Annotated in this window: 18 protein-coding genes; all 18 read left to right on the plus strand. The window is 43.0% G+C overall.

What is annotated here, in order from left to right:
* The first annotated feature begins 2 nt into the window (after positions 1-2).
* The 18 genes from CC90_RS0101455 to CC90_RS0101550 all read left to right on the plus strand — a co-directional run bounded on the left by CC90_RS0101455 (position 3) and on the right by CC90_RS0101550 (position 16204).
* Positions 3-194, plus strand: coding sequence for a hypothetical protein (locus CC90_RS0101455; protein ID WP_132038492.1), 192 nt, complete (start codon positions 3-5; stop codon positions 192-194).
* Complete coding sequence (locus CC90_RS0101460; protein WP_031389066.1) at positions 191-2575, plus strand: virulence-associated E family protein; 2385 nt, start codon at positions 191-193, stop codon at positions 2573-2575. The genes CC90_RS0101455 and CC90_RS0101460 overlap by 4 nt, the downstream gene beginning before the upstream one ends.
* A gap of 225 nt (positions 2576-2800) precedes the next feature.
* Positions 2801-3082, plus strand: a complete 282-nt coding sequence (locus tag CC90_RS0101465) for a VRR-NUC domain-containing protein (protein WP_031389067.1) — start codon at positions 2801-2803, stop codon at positions 3080-3082.
* Complete coding sequence (locus tag CC90_RS0101470) at positions 3063-4427, plus strand: DEAD/DEAH box helicase (RefSeq protein ID WP_031389068.1); 1365 nt, start codon at positions 3063-3065, stop codon at positions 4425-4427. Before CC90_RS0101465 ends, CC90_RS0101470 begins: the two co-directional genes overlap by 20 nt.
* Positions 4405-4893, plus strand: coding sequence for a hypothetical protein (locus CC90_RS0101475; RefSeq protein ID WP_031389069.1), 489 nt, complete (start codon positions 4405-4407; stop codon positions 4891-4893). Before CC90_RS0101470 ends, CC90_RS0101475 begins: the two co-directional genes overlap by 23 nt.
* Positions 4894-4902: 9 nt before the next feature.
* The gene (locus tag CC90_RS0101480) at positions 4903-5268 is read left to right on the plus strand and encodes a type II toxin-antitoxin system PemK/MazF family toxin (RefSeq protein ID WP_031389070.1); all 366 of its coding nucleotides are present in this window, start codon (positions 4903-4905) and stop codon (positions 5266-5268) included.
* Positions 5269-5440: 172 nt separating this feature from the next.
* A complete protein-coding gene (locus tag CC90_RS0101485) occupies positions 5441-5764 on the plus strand; it encodes a hypothetical protein (protein WP_051869231.1) in 324 nt (107 codons plus the stop codon).
* Positions 5765-6156: 392 nt separating this feature from the next.
* Positions 6157-6327: an HNH endonuclease signature motif containing protein gene (locus CC90_RS25360; RefSeq protein ID WP_456297628.1), complete on the plus strand. Its 171-nt coding sequence runs from the start codon at positions 6157-6159 to the stop codon at positions 6325-6327.
* A 75-nt stretch (positions 6328-6402) separates the two neighbouring features.
* A complete protein-coding gene (locus CC90_RS24140; protein ID WP_157837520.1) occupies positions 6403-6579 on the plus strand; it encodes a hypothetical protein in 177 nt (58 codons plus the stop codon).
* Positions 6580-6909: 330 nt separating this feature from the next.
* Positions 6910-7374, plus strand: a complete 465-nt coding sequence (locus tag CC90_RS0101500) for a hypothetical protein (RefSeq protein WP_031389073.1) — start codon at positions 6910-6912, stop codon at positions 7372-7374.
* On the plus strand, positions 7337-8602 hold the full coding sequence (locus CC90_RS0101505; protein ID WP_031389074.1) for a site-specific DNA-methyltransferase: 1266 nt from the start codon (positions 7337-7339) through the stop codon (positions 8600-8602). The genes CC90_RS0101500 and CC90_RS0101505 overlap by 38 nt, the downstream gene beginning before the upstream one ends.
* Complete coding sequence (gene dcm / locus CC90_RS0101510) at positions 8580-9971, plus strand: DNA (cytosine-5-)-methyltransferase (RefSeq protein ID WP_031389075.1); 1392 nt, start codon at positions 8580-8582, stop codon at positions 9969-9971. The genes CC90_RS0101505 and dcm overlap by 23 nt, the downstream gene beginning before the upstream one ends.
* A 75-nt stretch (positions 9972-10046) precedes the next feature.
* Positions 10047-10814, plus strand: coding sequence for a hypothetical protein (locus CC90_RS0101515; RefSeq protein WP_051869232.1), 768 nt, complete (start codon positions 10047-10049; stop codon positions 10812-10814).
* Between the two features lies 1 nt (position 10815).
* Complete coding sequence (locus CC90_RS25235) at positions 10816-11217, plus strand: DUF4314 domain-containing protein (protein WP_242843221.1); 402 nt, start codon at positions 10816-10818, stop codon at positions 11215-11217.
* 321 nt (positions 11218-11538) lie between these two features.
* The gene (locus tag CC90_RS0101525; protein WP_031389078.1) at positions 11539-12018 is read left to right on the plus strand and encodes a phage terminase small subunit P27 family; all 480 of its coding nucleotides are present in this window, start codon (positions 11539-11541) and stop codon (positions 12016-12018) included.
* The gene (locus tag CC90_RS0101530) at positions 12018-13565 is read left to right on the plus strand and encodes a terminase large subunit (protein WP_031389079.1); all 1548 of its coding nucleotides are present in this window, start codon (positions 12018-12020) and stop codon (positions 13563-13565) included. The genes CC90_RS0101525 and CC90_RS0101530 overlap by 1 nt, the downstream gene beginning before the upstream one ends.
* 561 nt (positions 13566-14126) lie before the next feature.
* The gene (locus CC90_RS0101545; RefSeq protein WP_031389080.1) at positions 14127-15419 is read left to right on the plus strand and encodes a phage portal protein; all 1293 of its coding nucleotides are present in this window, start codon (positions 14127-14129) and stop codon (positions 15417-15419) included.
* On the plus strand, positions 15416-16204 hold the full coding sequence (locus CC90_RS0101550; protein WP_031389081.1) for a head maturation protease, ClpP-related: 789 nt from the start codon (positions 15416-15418) through the stop codon (positions 16202-16204). Before CC90_RS0101545 ends, CC90_RS0101550 begins: the two co-directional genes overlap by 4 nt.
* Positions 16205-16207 lie beyond the last annotated feature (3 nt).

The raw sequence follows: 16207 nt of genomic DNA on the forward strand, positions 1-16207 counted from the left end.
TGATGTCTGGAAAAAACAAGGAAGGATATTCTGATCCGACAGCCACAGAGGCGTTGTGCAGAATCATGCAGGAAGAAAAACAAAGGTTGAAGGACATGTGCAACAGTTGTATGCACCGTTGGTATTGTGGTGCGGCATATAAAAAAGATACATGGTGTGGAAACCATACGGAAAGAGGGGGCAAGTTTATATGAAGCTATATGTATCGGTAGGAAACTCAAGAATGGATAAAAGATGGAATGGGTTGGAAATGGAGCTTAAGGATTTCGCTGACAGGCTTTCTCATACGAACCGTACTGCAGAAACCGTGGAGCAGTATAAAAAAATGACAAAGGCACAGCAGGACTCCATTAAGGACGTGGGAGGCTTTGTCCTTGGAAAACTAAAGGGTGGAAGACGTAAGAAAGATACGGTTGTATCCCGTTCAGCAATTACGTTGGATATGGATTACGGAACACCGGATATTATTGACGAACTGGAAATGCTCCATGATATGCATTGTATCGTTTACGCCACCCATAAGCATACTGCAGAGAATCCAAGGCTTCGAGTTATCCTGCCTCTTACAAGAGAGGTTACCCCGGATGAGTATGCTGCCGTAGCAAGGAAGATTGCTGATGCAATTGGGATAGAACTGTTTGATGATTCCACCTATGAGCCGAGCCGTCTCATGTATTGGCCGAGTACTTCCTCAGATGGAGAATTCATTTTCAAGGAAATTGAAGGTCAGGTTGTTAACCCTGATACGGTGCTGGCATCTTACACGGACTGGCATGATGCAAGTTCATGGCCGGTATCAACCAGACAGGAAACCATCGTAAATCGTACCATTTCCAAACAGTCTGATCCGCTTACGAAAGGAGGTATCATTGGAGCATTCAATCGGACATATTCGGTTACGGCAGCCATTGACAGGTTTATCCCGGATGTATATAGACCGAGCGCGATGACAGGCAGATATGATTATGTTCCGGCAGATTCCTCTGCAGGAGTCGTAATATACGAAGACCGCTTTGCATATAGCCATCACAGTACAGACCCCTGTTGCGGAAAGCTGATGAATGCATTTGATGTAGTACGTCTTCATAAATTCGGTGACCTTGATGCAAAGGCATCAGAGGATACAGATTCCGCAAAACTGCCTTCATTCAAAGCCATGCAGGAGTTTGCCTCCAAGCAGGAAGCTGTGAAGGAAACCCTGGTAAAGGAGAGGGAAAAGGCTGCCAAGTCGGATTTTGAAGATACGTCTAACGGTTGGCAGACAAAACTTGACATTGACCGTCAGGGAAAAATTAAGGATACTTTATCCAATATTGCGCTCGTTGTCAGATATGATAAGAATCTGAAGTCCATTGTATATAACCAGTTGAAGAACTGCGTGGATGTTGTGGGAGAACTTCCGTGGAAACAGGTTAAGAACGGATGGGGAGACACAGACCTCGCCTGTGCGAAGCTGTACTTTGAAAAGGTATACGGTCTGTGGTCTCCGTCAAAGTTCAAGGATGCCCTGCTTGCCGTTATTTCATCCGAGAGACTGTATCATCCCATCAAGGAATATTTTGAAACCCTTACATGGGATGGAGTGGAGCGGGTAGATACGTTGCTCATCAATTACCTGGGAGCAGAAGATACACCTTATGTCAGGGCAGTTACCAGAAAGACGATTGTTGCAGCTGTGGCAAGAGTGTTCGAACCGGGAATAAAGTTTGATTCCATACTTGTTCTGAATGGTCCGCAGGGTATCGGTAAGTCTACCTTTTTCTCCATCTTGGGAAGAGAATGGTATTCGGATTCCCTGTCTATCTCAGATATGAAGGATAAAACAGCAGCGGAAAAGTTGCAGGGGTATTGGATTCTGGAACTTGGAGAACTTGCCGGAATCAAAAAGGTTGATGTGGAAGTAGTAAAAGGCTTTGTTACCAGAACGGATGATAAGTTTCGTCAGTCATATGGTGTCAATGTAGAAAGCCATCCCAGAACCTGTATCATAGTCGGAAGCACTAACTCCGAGGGCGGATTCTTACGTGATGTCACGGGTAACCGAAGATTCTGGCCGGTTCATGTTAGCGGTAAAGGAAAGTATCATGCATGGGAACTTCGTGAGATTGACCAGATATGGGCAGAGGCAATCCATAAATATCATGAAGGTGAAGCACTGTATCTGACAGGCAAAGAAGCTGCAGAAGCATATGCTGCACAGCAGGATGCAATGGAGTCTGATGACCGAGAGGGTATCATCATAGATTATCTAAACCGATTGCTCCCTATCGACTGGGACAAGATGGACTTGTATCAGAGAAGGGCATTCCTTGGTGGCGGAGAGTTTGAAACAAGCGGATTAACAGGAGTTGTGGAGCGTGACCGTTGCTGTGTTATGGAGATATGGTGCGAGTGTTTCGGTAAAGAGCGACAGAATTTAAAGAAGATTGACTCCTATGAAATCGAGGGCATCATAAACAAAATAGGTGGATGGTCAAAGTACGAAGGGAGTAAATCTGGGAAGTCAAGGATACCCCAGTACGGGATTCAAAAGACTTTTTTCAGAGTTTCCGAGGAAACAGACGGAAACAAATAGACTGTTTCCCGATGTGTTTCATAAAGGGGTAAGCAACGGTAGTTGGAAACCATCGTAGCCCCTTGCCTTATAAGGGGTTGCGAGTTGTTGTTTCCTATGTTTCCTATTTTTACTATTGAGTATGTAGAAGTAATAGAAAACAGGCACGGATGTACGTGTATATACGCATATAGAGAGAATAGAGTTTTTAGGACAGGAAACAAAACAGAGAAACAAGGAGAAGTTATGCGAGAAAGTATTATAGAAAAGAAATTGGTGGATGAAGCAAAAAAACGTGGAGGTCTGGCTTTGAAGTTCACATCTCCCGGATTCGATGGAGTGCCTGACCGCATTGTTCTATTTCCGAAAGGGAAGATGGCATTTATTGAAATGAAGGCACTGGGCAAAACAATGCGTCCACTGCAGATAAAAGTAAAGGAACGATTGGCGCGGCTAGACTTTAGAGTCTACTGCATTGACAACAAAGAAATGATTGGAGGGATTTTGGATGAAATACAATCCTCATGATTATCAGTCCTATGCGACAGATTTTATTTTAAGCCATCCTGTATGTGCTTTGATGTTGGATATGGGTCTTGGCAAAACAATTATAACACTGACGGCTTTGTGGTTACTGGCTCTCGATTATTTTACGGTAGGAAAAATCCTTGTAATAGCACCAAAGCGTGTTGCTGAGGATACATGGAGTAGAGAGTTTACAAAGTGGGAGCATCTGTTCGGACTTACCATAGCAAAGGTGCTTGGTACAAAAAAACAGAGAGAAGAAGCACTTTCCATGAAAGCCAACATTTATATCATCAACAGAGAAAATGTAGTATGGCTTGTGGAGAATTATAAATGGAATTTTGACACCGTTGTGATTGACGAGTTGTCTTCTTTCAAATCCACAAAGGCTCAGAGATTTAAGGCTATGCGAAGGGTCAGAGGAAAGGTGACAAGAATTATCGGATTAACAGGCACACCTGCACCGAATGGCTTATTAGACCTGTGGCCGCAAATGAATCTGCTTGATATGGGTGAGAGACTTGGGAGATTTATCGGTGGCTACAGAGAACAGTTCTTTCTCCCGGATAAAAGGAACAGAGAGGTTATTTTTTCTTACAAGCTAAAGCCGGGAGCGGAAGACAAAATTTATGAACTGATTAATGATATCTGTATTTCCATGAAAGCTGTTGATTATCTTGATATGCCGGAATGCATTAGTAACAGAGTTCCCGTTACCTTAAATAAACAGGAGCAGGATTATTATGACACGATGGAACGAGACATGGTACTTTCACTGCCCGAGGATGAACTGGATGCAGTGAATGCGGCATCACTTACAGGGAAACTTCTTCAGATGGCAAACGGTGCTGTATATGATGAAAATCATAAGGTGGTACATATCCATGACAGGAAACTGGATGCGTTGGAAGACCTTATTGAATCAGCCAATGGAAAACCGATTCTTGTAGCATATTGGTATAAGCATGACAGAGAGAGAATTCTTGCAAGATTTGATGCAAGGGATATTGATACATCAAAAGATATATCGGATTGGAACGATGGCAAAATCCCTGTGGCACTGATTCATCCGGCATCAGCAGGGCATGGGCTTAACTTGCAGGATGGAGGATCAACAATCATTTGGTTTGGCCTTACCTGGTCGTTGGAACTGTATCAGCAGTTGAATGCAAGACTGTGGAGGCAAGGTCAGAAAAATACTGTAGTGATTGAGCATATCATAACAGCGCGAACGGTAGATGAAGATGTCATGAATGCATTGGAGAAAAAGGATATTAGCCAATCGGCACTGATGGATGCTGTGAAAGCAAGAATAGGAGGCAGGGATGAGAGCAGAAGAAGTATTTAGGGAATACCACAATATGAAAAAAGAACTGTCTGTTTTAGAGTTTCAGCTTCAACAGTTTAAAGGAGTCAATGAGGATGATCTGATAACTGCCATGTGCTTTTCACATCTGGAAGGTGATGAACGGGTACAGACAAGCAGTCTCTCCGACAAGACCGCAAAGGCGGCAATCAACTATAAAATGGTTGCAGAAAAGGAAAATGACGAGTGGTATGATTTCCTTTGGAGGAGATATCAGTATCTGAAAGAGGAGATAGATTTTTTTGAACATGGGGTACAGAATCTGGATGGGATTTTGGCTGATATTATGACAGATCTTCTGAAGGGAGATATGAGCTGGGATGATATTCAAAACCAGTATTGCATCAGCAGAATGATGATAACCAGATATAGAAAAAAAGCATTGGATAATCTGCAGAATTTATATAATCTGAGAGAACAACAGGTTGCAGATTACATTTTGGGATAGGAGGAGCTTATGTGTAGACGAGGAGAAATTTATAATATTGATTTTGGATACAGTGCCGATTCTCATAAGCAGAGTGGCATTCGGCCGGTGGTTATAGTCAGTAATAACAAGGCAAATATAAATGCGCCTGTGGTTACCATTGTTCCATTAACGGCAAGGGTGTGGAAGAAAAAGAATCTTCCCACTCATGTACAAATTCCTTCAGATAGGGAGACAGGACTTGTGAAACCGAGTATGGCTTTGGCAGAGCAGGTAGAAACACTGGATAAAAACCGACTTGGTGAAAAAGTAGGAGAAATCCGAGATGCTGATGTGATGAATCGACTGACAATTGCACTTCAGATACAGATTGGTGCGTATGAAGAATATAATTAATAACAAAGGCAGTGATGAAGGTCACTGCTTTTGTTGCGCTCGGCAATCAAATCAGGTAAAATCATATTTGAAAGAAATGGTTTCATGAAAAATTTGATTGAGTACTTGGGAAAGAGGTAATTCTTACTGATAATGAAGGAAACAAATACGGGAAAGATAAGAGTGTAATGACATGGCAGCTATGGATTATGATTACTTTGTAAAGCAGCTTAATTCAGGAATAAGCGTAGATGAGATTAGATTTGAGATTATAGGCGATACGGAGTACAACGACTGTTATATTGGTTACCAATCTCCCTATGAAAAGCCCTATTGGGCGGGATTGTGTGATATTAAGGATGGCTGTGAATTTCGTACGGCTAAAGAACTTGTAAATGCAAAAATCTATCGAGGGAAGTCAATAAAGGAATTGTGGGATAGGATAGAGCTTATTACGCTAGCAGGTGTATGTCTGGAAGATTGGTTGAAATATTTCCTCCATGCTGACTTGTCGTAAACAACTTACCCTATTTTACCGATTTGTATGTTACTAAGATGTTACTAACATGTGATTGAATCATCATTTTCTATGTGGTAGTATTAAGATGCATAAATGGAAGGAGGAACGAAAGACATTGTCTTTGGTTCTTTTTTTATGCCGTGGCAGTGCCTTTAGAATCCTTTCTCGCTGTCACGTTACATAGGATGGAGGATGATGTTATGCCAATGAAACCAAAACAACCATGTCGGCATCCGGGATGTCCGAACCTTACGGACAGACAGTACTGTGAAGGCCATAAAGATCTTCATCGAGGGGATAGGGACTGTAGCAGCAGACGGGGATACGACAGAAGGTGGCAAAAAGCAAGGAAACGATTCCTTGATGCACATCCATTATGCGTCATGTGTATGAAGCGGAATCCTCCAAGGTATGTTAAGGCAACTGTTGTTGACCACGTGATTCCGCATCGTGGAGATCCGATTCTTTTCTGGGATAAGAGGAACTGGCAACCTTTGTGTAAAACATGCCATGATAAAAAGACATGGAATGAGGATGCGAACCCTGAGTACAGATTTTAATTGTGTGAATGATGTTACACCAACTTTAAGCCTCGCGAAAATTACACGGACTGTTATAGAAGGAGGTGCAAGCACATGAAATTTGAATTCAGTAATGATGTTGTAAAGCTGATGGTTGATGACAGATATGTAACGTTAGCCGACAGCGAGGAAGAATTTAAACTTTGTATTCCCGTGGGGAATATCAAGAAGGCTGCGAAGTTCTTACTTGATTCCGTGGAAAGTACAAAAAAGATTGGTGCCAAGAAATAATCATGAGGTCCTGTGTAATATGCAGGACCTTTTGATTTTTCCCGGTAGTTACTATTCAGGGAGGCAGTCGTAGGGGCGGTCTGAATCTCGGCAACCCCACCGTCTGGAGACCGACGCCCCCTCAAACGTGAATTTTCGCATAATTCAACACGGGGGATAGGAAAGCGTGGGGATATTTTTCGCAGAACATAAATGAAACCAAGGCTTGCAAGGGATAAGGTTTCGTCAAAAAGTATATGAAAACCATAAATTTAAGGGATAAAAAAGCGCAAAAAGAGGTGCTTTTTTATCCTTTTTTTGTGCTGTCATTTTGAAAGGATGTGAGAGGACATGACAGAGTATCAGGCAAATCAGATACGGGAAATGAGAGAGCAGGGAATTGGGTATCGTTCCATTGGATTGACAATCGGTCTGTCCAGAGATGTGGTGCGCAATTTCTGCAAGACAAGAGGACTAGCCGGGTTTGGCTCGGTTCTAACAAAAAATATTCAGGAGCAGGTGATGCTTGGAAAAGCCTGTCTATATTGCGGAAAGGAAATATCACAACCAAAGACCGGACGACCAAAGAAGTTCTGCTCAGATTATTGCCGCCGAACATGGTGGAGAGGGCATCCCGAGAGAATACAGAAAAAGGACTCTGCTTTATATACGATGACTTGCACACGATGTGGCAGGTCATTTTTAAGTTATGGAAATAAAACAAGAAAGTACTGTAGCCATGAATGTTATATCAAGGCACGATTTTGGGAGGTAGAAGATGAAAACAGCGAAACTGCAAGTGCTTGCAATCAGTGATTTAAATCCTGCGGACTATAACCCGAGAAAGAAGCTGAAGTCGGGAGACAGGGAATATGAAAGTATTAAAAAATCCATTGAAGAGTTTGGCTTTGCCGATCCCGTGGTTGTGAATTCCGATATGACTATCATCGGTGGTCATCAGAGAATGACAGTGGCATCCGATCTTGGCTATACGGAAGTTCCATGTGCGATTGTTGATGTAGATAAAACGCAGGAGAAAGCATTAAACATTGCTCTGAATAAAATTACAGGTGAATGGAACAAGGAACTGTTGGCGGACTTGATTAAAGAATTACAGGAAGTCGATTTTGATATGGGCAAAACAGGATTCGAGCCACCTGAGATAGAGCAGCTGTTTAATTCCGTTCATGATAAGAAAGTCACGGAAAATGATTTTGATATGGATGCAGAGCTTGCCAAGCCAAATGTGGCAGAGGCAGGTGATGTATGGTTACTCGGAAAGCATCGTGTTATTTGTGGTGATTCCATATTGCCGGAGACATATGAAAGACTTATGGAAGGCAGTAAGGCAAATATGGTTCTGACTGATCCGCCTTACAATGTGAACGTAGAAGAGACTGCGGGAAAGATTAAGAATGACAACATGGCTGATGAAGATTTCTACAAATTTCTCTTTGCAGCTTTTGTGAATATGGAACAGTCAATGGAGGCAGATGCCTCCATTTATGTTTTTCATGCTGACACACAGGGACTGAATTTCCGTAAGGCATTTACAAATGCAGGATTTTATTTGTCAGGGTGCTGTATTTGGAAGAAGAATGCTTTGGTGCTTGGACGAAGCCCATATCAGTGGCAGCACGAACCATGTCTGTTTGGTTGGAAAAAGGATGGAAGGCATCAGTGGTATTCCGACAGGAAGCAGACAACTATTTGGGAGTATGACCGTCCGAAGTCGAGCAAGGAGCACCCGACCATGAAGCCGATTGCACTGATGGCATATCCAATTCAAAATTCCTGCATGAGTAACTGCATTGTACTGGATCCGTTCTTGGGAAGCGGTTCTACGCTAATTGCGTGTGAGCAGACTGGACGGATCTGTTACGGAATCGAGCTGGATGAGAAGTTCGTGGATGTCATTGTAAACAGATATATTGAGCAGAAAGGTTCTGCAGAAGACGTATTTGTCATCCGCAATAATATGAAAATTTCATATCAGAATATAGGGAAGGAAGTGGTTTATCATGAAACAGCTGACCTTTCTTGATTTATGTTCCGGTATTGGTGGATTCCGGCTTGGACTTGAAAGTGCCGGACATAAATGTATTGGCTATTGTGAATATGATAAATTTGCAAGAGCTTCTTATGAAGCCATGTATGATACAGAAGGAGAGTGGAAAGCAGATGATGTCACAAAACTTAAATCAGCAGATGTCCCTTATGCAGACATCTGGTGTTTCGGATTCCCATGCCAGGACATCTCCGTTGCCGGAAAGCAAAGGGGACTGGTCGGCAAAAGAAGTGGAATATATTTCAACATTATTGACCTTATCAAATGCAAAGAAGAGGATGATAAACCCACATACCTTCTTGTTGAGAACGTTAAGAACCTGCTATCAATTAATGCAGGGTTCGACTTTGCCACAGTTTTATCTGAAATGGACAAAGCGGGGTATGACTGTCGGTGGCAGGTGCTTAATTCAAAAGATTTCGGAGTCCCCCAGAACCGGGAGCGTGTGTTCATTATCGCAAATCTTAGAAGCAGAGGTAGACGAGAAATACTACCTCTCTGTGGAGAAAACGCAGCAACTCTTAACCAACTTATAGGTGGAATGCAGGGGTATCGTGTATATGGAACGGATGGAATCTCTGCAACTCTTTGTGGTGCGGCGGGAGGTGTCGGAGCAAAGACCGGGCTCTATTTGATGGGGAATTTAAACCCCAGCGGACATGGACAGGGCGGTAACGTTTATCATGAAGCCGGACTCGCACCGACCGTAACAGTCGATAAAGGATGTGGTACAAGAATCTTCATTGATCAGTGTAATCACGCTCCAAAACTAACTCAGACTGCACGATGTCTTACAGCAAGATATACTTCAGGGATAGTAAATCATTCAGCCATGAATTCTGCAGTTGTGGAAGTGCATCCTATGTTGACTCCGGACCGTTTGGAGAAACGTCAGAACGGAAGACGCATGAAAGAGGATGGAGAGCCAATGTTCACTTTGACCTCACAGGACAGACATGGTGTATTTATCTGCGAAAAAGTGCAGCAGGATGATGAGGTGGTTCTTCATGTGCGAAACAGCACCAAGCAGGGATTTGATGAAGCACATGTAGGTGATGGCATCAACCTTGCTTATCCTAGCAGCAAAACAAGGAGAGGAAGAGTCGGGAAAAAGTGTTCTCAGACTTTGGACTGCTCCGGACAGATGGGAACGCTTATGCGATGCGGTCGCATCAGAAGACTAACTCCGAGAGAGTGCTTTCGACTGCAGGGATTTACGGATGAGCGTTTTGATTTGGCATCGAAAGTAAATTCCGATGCACAACTTTATAAACAGGCAGGAAATGCAGTGACTGCAACGGTAGCTTTTGCAGTAGCGATGTCATTGCCGGAATCAAGAGAATAACTATAATGTGCTGGACTTTTCCTTCATTCAGAGTGATATATGTAGTACCACAAAAAATGAATGGAGGAATGGTCTATGAAAATTAAAACAACAGTAGCAAACAGGAAGGATGTTGTGAAAGCAATGGAAGAGATTATGGGTGAAAAAGCCAAGTATCTCGGTCCGCCGACTTTTGAATATCGGATTGGGGAATTTATGGTTGACCGAGAAGGGAATGTTGGGCATGAAGACGAACTTCAGACAAACGAAATAGAAAAGAAACTACTTGAGAGAGGTTTGGCAGAAGGGGAACAGCAGATGCTTGATATTGATATTCCGGTTGAGGGACACACAGCAGAAAGTTTGACTAACCTGATTTTCATGATTCACAGCAAACAGTATTTGATTGCAAAGTCTGTGGGGAGAGAAGTTCTGAAGATTCCGAATCATCTGGTGGAACGTCTGCAGACAGAAAAAACAGAAACCCTTGAGGATACGATTCAGATTATTAAGGAGGAAAGACCTACGGGTATTTCTTTTCTAGGAGAAAGAATTCGATTTGGAGGATTTCCCTTTGATACAGAGAAGACAGCCGCATTTTGCACACTTATGGCGATGATGGGGGCGGCTGCAAAAGAACAGCATCGGGTTCAGCCGACAGAGACAATCGAAGAAAATGAAAAATATTACATGCGGGTGTGGCTTGTCAGGCTTGGTCTTGGAGGAAAAGGTGGTAAGGAAGTCAGAAAGATTCTGCTTGAGAATCTGAAAGGACATACCGCATTTCGAACGGAAGCCGATAAAGAAAAATGGCTTGCCAGAAACGGTGGGACAAAAACAGAAGTGAATGGAGGGGATGCATAATATGGATAATATGAGATTCCCAAAGAGAGAGATAGTAGAGGGCATAAAGAAAGAATATCCTGAGGGATGCCGCATTATTTTGGAAAGCATGGATGACCCTTATGTAAAAATTCCTATAGGAACAAAAGGTACGGTATCAAGCGTGGATGATGTGGGAACAATTCATGTCCATTGGGATACCGGCCATCATCTTGGGATAGTTTATGGAGAAGACACCTGCAGGAAACTCCATATGGTTGAAATTATATGCTATGGAAAACGGGATAAATGGGATTCAAGGGAAGAAGCAGAGGCTTTCTTCCTAAAAGGAATTGCATCAAGCGAAGGAAGCGAGCGAAGCAGGTACACAGCCATTTATACCAAATTAAAAATGGGTATGGATGTATGCAGTGATGATGCATAGAAGTGAATGATTTTACAACCATGGAACATTTAGAATGCTCCTAATCAACAGGAGAGGGACAATACAGTACTGGCCTAAGGAGTTGGTGGTCATATTTATGGTTGTAAGGACAATTATAAAACGGAAATTTATGAATTCGTAGATAACTTGAATGAGGAAATTGACAAGATCCAATGCAGACTTTTCTTCCTTTGATAGCAGGAAGAATGATTTTCTGATGTAGTACCATGCGATGGGAATTAGCAAATATGAAGTAGTTGATTCGGAAAGTGACCTCTTAGGAGGTCTTTTTCTTTGTTGCAAAATGAGGAGGCGAGGACAATGGCGCAGAGAGGAAGAAAACCAAAACCAACGGCAATAAAGGTCTTGGAAGGAAATCCGGGAAAAAGAAATCTGAATACGAATGAGCCTCAACCCCTGAAAAGAGCACCGCGCTGTCCAAACTGGCTTGAGGAGGAAGCGAAGAAAGAATGGAAACGGATGTCAAAGCAGTTGGAACAGTTGGGCATTCTGACGGAAATTGATATGGCAGCCTTTGCAGGTTATTGTCAGGCTTATGCAAGATGGAAGGAAGCGGAGGAATTTATTACACAGCATGGAACCATCGTAAAAACCCCAAGCGGATATTGGCAACAGGTACCGCAGGTTTCCATTGCACAGACCTATCTTAAAATTATGCATAAATTCTGCGAGCAGTTTGGTCTTACTCCATCTGCCAGAAGTCGTATCGTATCTGGAGATGGAGAGGACAAGGCAAATGACGAGATGGAGCTGCTTTTGCTAAAAGGCGGTGGCAGGTGATGTTTGATAAACAAAAAGCAGATTATGCTGTGAATTTCATCAACTGCCTGAAGCATACCAAAGGAAAATGGAGAGGGGTACCATTTAATCTTCTTCCATGGCAGGATACGATAATTCGTGATGTATTCGGAACCGTGAAGGAGAATGGCTATCGTCAGTATAATACGGCATATGTTGAGATACCGAAGAAGAATGGGAAATCAGAATTGGCAGCTGCGGTGGCATTATATATGACCTGTGGTGACAATGAATGGGGAGCGGAAGTGTATGGCTGTGCTTCCGACCGCCAACAGGCATCTATTGTATTTGATGTTGCTGTGGATATGGTGGATCAGTGTCCGGCACTGAAGAAACGTATCAAACCCGTGATGTCAGTTAAAAGACTGGTATATAAGCCAACAAACAGCTTTTATCAGGTGTTGTCTTCCGAAGCATTTACAAAGCACGGTCTCAATGTTCATGCGGTAATCTTTGATGAGCTTCATGCCCAGCCAAACCGTGAATTGTTTGATGTTATGACAAAAGGCTCTGGCGATGCCAGAACACAGCCACTGTATTTTTTGATTACAACAGCCGGAACGGATAGAAACAGCATCTGTTATGAACAGCATCAAAAGGCAGAAGACATTATTTTGGGACGAAAGGTAGACCCAACCTACTATCCGGTTATTTTCGGAGCAAAGGAAGATGATGACTGGATGAGTGAGGAAATATGGTACAAATCCAATCCGTCACTGGGGCATACGATTGATATAGAAAAAGTAAGGAATGCATGTACAAGTGCAAAAGAGAATGCCGCAGAAGAAAATATCTTCAGACAGCTTCGCCTGAACCAGTGGGTGAAGCAGAGTACACGTTGGATGCAAATGAATAAGTGGGATACCTGCGCATTTCCAATTGATGAAAGTGAGTTGATTGGAAGGGATTGTTATGGAGGACTTGATTTGTCAGCTACTTCGGATATTACAGCCTTTGTGCTGGTATTTCCTCCGAGAGATGAGTCTGAGAAATATGTCATCCTGCCATTCTGTTGGATACCGGAAGACAATATAAAACTTCGGGTAAGACGAGATCACGTTCCCTATGATGTGTGGACGAAAGAGGGGTGTCTTCAGACGACTGAGGGAAACGTTATTCATTATGCTTTTATAGAGAATTTCATTGAGAAGCTGGGTGAAAAATATCATATTAAAGAGATAGCCTTTGACCGTTGGGGAGCAGTCCAGATGGTACAGAATCTTGAAGATATGGGATTCACGGTTGTTCCATTCGGACAGGGTTATAAAGATATGAGTCCTCCGACAAAAGAATTGATGAAGCTGACATTGGAGGAAAGAATAGCACATGGCGGTCATAAAGTCCTTCGATGGATGATGGATAATGTGTTTGTCAGACAAGACCCGGCAGGAAACATTAAAATGGATAAGGAAAAGAGCACGGAAAAAATAGATGCAGCAGTGGCAACCGTTATGGCTCTTGACCGTGCTATTCGTAATAAAGGGAATGGCAGTAGTGTATATGATGGCAGAGGGATTTTAGTGATATAGAGATTTTGAAGCGAAAACGGTATTTAAAGTATAGGAAGAATTTCTTGGGATTGCGTAGATTATTTAGAATGGTTAAGGGGTCTGCGTCCATTTAACTGGAAGTTGTCATGGCTTATGATACTATCAACAGCTTTTTGCAGATTCGGTGCGTGACCATGTCGGTGATAGTTTGTCCGGCCATGATGGCTGTGATAGATTACGCAGGATGAAAAGAAGGTATAATCCTGCTTCATAATATACCAATAGTGTCTTGTGTTTTTTGATTGTAGCGTGATACCAAATCCGCTGGCACTGACGATACGAAAATAACGCTGGTCAAGGTTTTTAATATCTTTCTCTGTAAACATATGGTTTTCCTTTGTTGGGTGATATTCGAGATAACGATAGATGGGTTATAGAGATTTACACAAAAATCATAACAGAATAAACAATGGATTTCAAGATAAAAATGCACTTCTTAGGAGGTGTGTTTTTGCATGTCAGGGAGGTGTCTATGATACTGATTAGCATATTAGGTTTCCTTTTGATTAGGGAAGCACTCAATCAGATGGAGGGATGAGCATGGGGATAAGGAGTTTGTTTGGTTTTTCAAGGACAAGGGATATGCCCACCAATACGGCAGGAAGCGGATATTCCTTCCTGTTCGGGAGAACAACGAGCGGTAAGCCTGTAAATGAAAGAACAGCCATGCAGACCACGGCAGTATATGCCTGTGTCAGAATTCTTTCTGAAACGCTTGCATCCTTGCCACTTCATGTGTATGCATATAAGGATAGCGGAGGCAAAGAGTTAGTTTACAGCCACCCGTTATACAACATTCTTCATGATGAGCCAAACCCGGAGATGACTTCATTCGTGTTCAGAGAAACGATGATGAGTCATCTTTTAATATGGGGAAATGCGTATGCACAGATTATCAGGAACGGCTCCGGGAGAGTGCTTGGACTGTATCCGCTATTGCCGGACAAAATGGACGTGGAGAGGGATGATAAGGGGAGGCTTTATTATATTTATGCCCGACAAAGTAATGAGAATCCAAACTTCAAGCGTCATGGGGATATCGTGTTGCAACAGGAGGATGTACTGCACATTCCGGGACTTGGGTTTGATGGACTGGTAGGGTACTCTCCCATCGCCATGGCAAAAAATGCGGTGGGGATCACACTTGCCTGTGAGGAATACGGTGCCAGTTTCTTTGCAAACGGGGCAAATCCAGGAGGGGTTTTGGAACATCCCGGAGTATTAAAAGACCCCAGTAAAGTGAGAGAATCTTGGAATGCGGTATATCAAGGGGCAAACAATGCCCATAAGGTGGCTGTATTGGAAGAAGGAATGAAATATCAGCAGATTGGAATACCGCCGGAAGAAGCACAGTTCTTAGAAACAAGGAAATTCCAGATTAACGAAATTGCAAGGCTGTACCGTATCCCACCCCATATGGTGGGTGATTTGGAGAAGAGCTCTTTCTCTAATATTGAGCAGCAGTCTTTAGAGTTCGTTAAATACACATTGGACCCTTGGGTTATCAGATGGGAGCAAAGCCTTCAGAAAGCACTGCTTCTATCCGGAGAGAAGGGAAAGTATTTCATCAAGTTAAATGTGGATGGACTTCTTCGTGGAGATTATGAATCCAGAATGAATGGATATGCAACAGGTAGACAGAACGGATGGCTTTCTTCCAATGATATCCGTGAAATGGAGGATATGAATCCCATCCCGGAGGAAGAGGGTGGCAATCAATATCTGATCAACGGAAATATGTGCAAATTAAAGGATGCGGGCCTGTTTGCCGGAAAGCAGAGTGAGAAGCAGGAAGAGCCACAACAACTAAACGGAAAGAGAGGAAAGCGATGAGACGAAAGTTTTGGAACTGGGTAAAGAATGAGGGCGAACTCGAAGAGAGGACGCTCTTTTTAAATGGTCAGATTTCCGATGAAACATGGTTCGGGGATGAGGTGACTCCCCAGTTGTTTAAGGAAGAACTGATTGCAGGGAAGGGCAATGTAACGGTGTGGATTAACAGTCCCGGTGGAGATGTATTTGCAGCTGCCCAGATTTACAACATGCTCCGTGATTATAAAGGTCATGTGACGGTTCGGATTGATGCACTTGCTGCATCGGCGGCATCCGTGATTGCAATGGCAGGAGAAACGGTGCTTGTGTCCCCTGTTGCCATGATGATGGTTCATAACCCTGCAACTATAGCAATGGGAAATACAATCGCTATGAAAAAGGCTATCGGTATGCTGTCAGAGGTGAAGGAGAGCATTTTGAATGCCTATGAGGAAAAGACAGGTCTTAACCGTGAAAAGCTGTCCCACATGATGGATGAAGAAACATGGTTCAATGCCAAAAAGGCTGTGGAGCTTGGCTTTGCAGATAGAATTCTGTTTGAAGAGGAACGGAAAGAAGAGAAGAACTCACAGAAAGAGCTGGCGCAGGATGAGGAAGAAGCGGAGAGATACAAAAGGGATGGGAAAAAGGCAATGAATATAATTCTTTCCCATGAGGAGGATGCCATGATGTATTCCCGGAAAGCAATGGATGCATCCATTCTATCCACGGTATCCGACAAGATGCCAAAAGATATGATACCCGTTAACCAGCTGGAAAAGAGACTGAGTCTCTTAACACATTAAGGA

The organism is Kineothrix alysoides (assembly GCF_000732725.1).
GTDB classification, from domain to species: Bacteria; Bacillota; Clostridia; order Lachnospirales; family Lachnospiraceae; genus Kineothrix; species Kineothrix alysoides.

Excerpts from the sequence above, each read along its gene's own strand:
- CC90_RS0101455 (WP_132038492.1), top strand. The coding sequence starts at position 3 with ATGTCTGGAAAAAACAAGGAAGGATATTCTGATCCGACAGCCACAGAG.
- CC90_RS0101460 (WP_031389066.1), top strand. The coding sequence starts at position 191 with ATGAAGCTATATGTATCGGTAGGAAACTCAAGAATGGATAAAAGATGG.
- CC90_RS0101465 (WP_031389067.1), top strand. The coding sequence starts at position 2,801 with ATGCGAGAAAGTATTATAGAAAAGAAATTGGTGGATGAAGCAAAAAAA.
- CC90_RS0101470 (WP_031389068.1), top strand. The coding sequence starts at position 3,063 with ATGAAATACAATCCTCATGATTATCAGTCCTATGCGACAGATTTTATT.
- CC90_RS0101475 (WP_031389069.1), top strand. The coding sequence starts at position 4,405 with ATGAGAGCAGAAGAAGTATTTAGGGAATACCACAATATGAAAAAAGAA.
- CC90_RS0101480 (WP_031389070.1), top strand. The coding sequence starts at position 4,903 with ATGTGTAGACGAGGAGAAATTTATAATATTGATTTTGGATACAGTGCC.
- CC90_RS0101485 (WP_051869231.1), top strand. The coding sequence starts at position 5,441 with ATGGCAGCTATGGATTATGATTACTTTGTAAAGCAGCTTAATTCAGGA.
- CC90_RS25360 (WP_456297628.1), top strand. The coding sequence starts at position 6,157 with ATGAAGCGGAATCCTCCAAGGTATGTTAAGGCAACTGTTGTTGACCAC.
- CC90_RS24140 (WP_157837520.1), top strand. The coding sequence starts at position 6,403 with ATGAAATTTGAATTCAGTAATGATGTTGTAAAGCTGATGGTTGATGAC.
- CC90_RS0101500 (WP_031389073.1), top strand. The coding sequence starts at position 6,910 with ATGACAGAGTATCAGGCAAATCAGATACGGGAAATGAGAGAGCAGGGA.
- CC90_RS0101505 (WP_031389074.1), top strand. The coding sequence starts at position 7,337 with ATGAAAACAGCGAAACTGCAAGTGCTTGCAATCAGTGATTTAAATCCT.
- dcm (WP_031389075.1), top strand. The coding sequence starts at position 8,580 with ATGAAACAGCTGACCTTTCTTGATTTATGTTCCGGTATTGGTGGATTC.
- CC90_RS0101515 (WP_051869232.1), top strand. The coding sequence starts at position 10,047 with ATGAAAATTAAAACAACAGTAGCAAACAGGAAGGATGTTGTGAAAGCA.
- CC90_RS25235 (WP_242843221.1), top strand. The coding sequence starts at position 10,816 with ATGGATAATATGAGATTCCCAAAGAGAGAGATAGTAGAGGGCATAAAG.
- CC90_RS0101525 (WP_031389078.1), top strand. The coding sequence starts at position 11,539 with ATGGCGCAGAGAGGAAGAAAACCAAAACCAACGGCAATAAAGGTCTTG.
- CC90_RS0101530 (WP_031389079.1), top strand. The coding sequence starts at position 12,018 with ATGTTTGATAAACAAAAAGCAGATTATGCTGTGAATTTCATCAACTGC.
- CC90_RS0101545 (WP_031389080.1), top strand. The coding sequence starts at position 14,127 with ATGGGGATAAGGAGTTTGTTTGGTTTTTCAAGGACAAGGGATATGCCC.
- CC90_RS0101550 (WP_031389081.1), top strand. The coding sequence starts at position 15,416 with ATGAGACGAAAGTTTTGGAACTGGGTAAAGAATGAGGGCGAACTCGAA.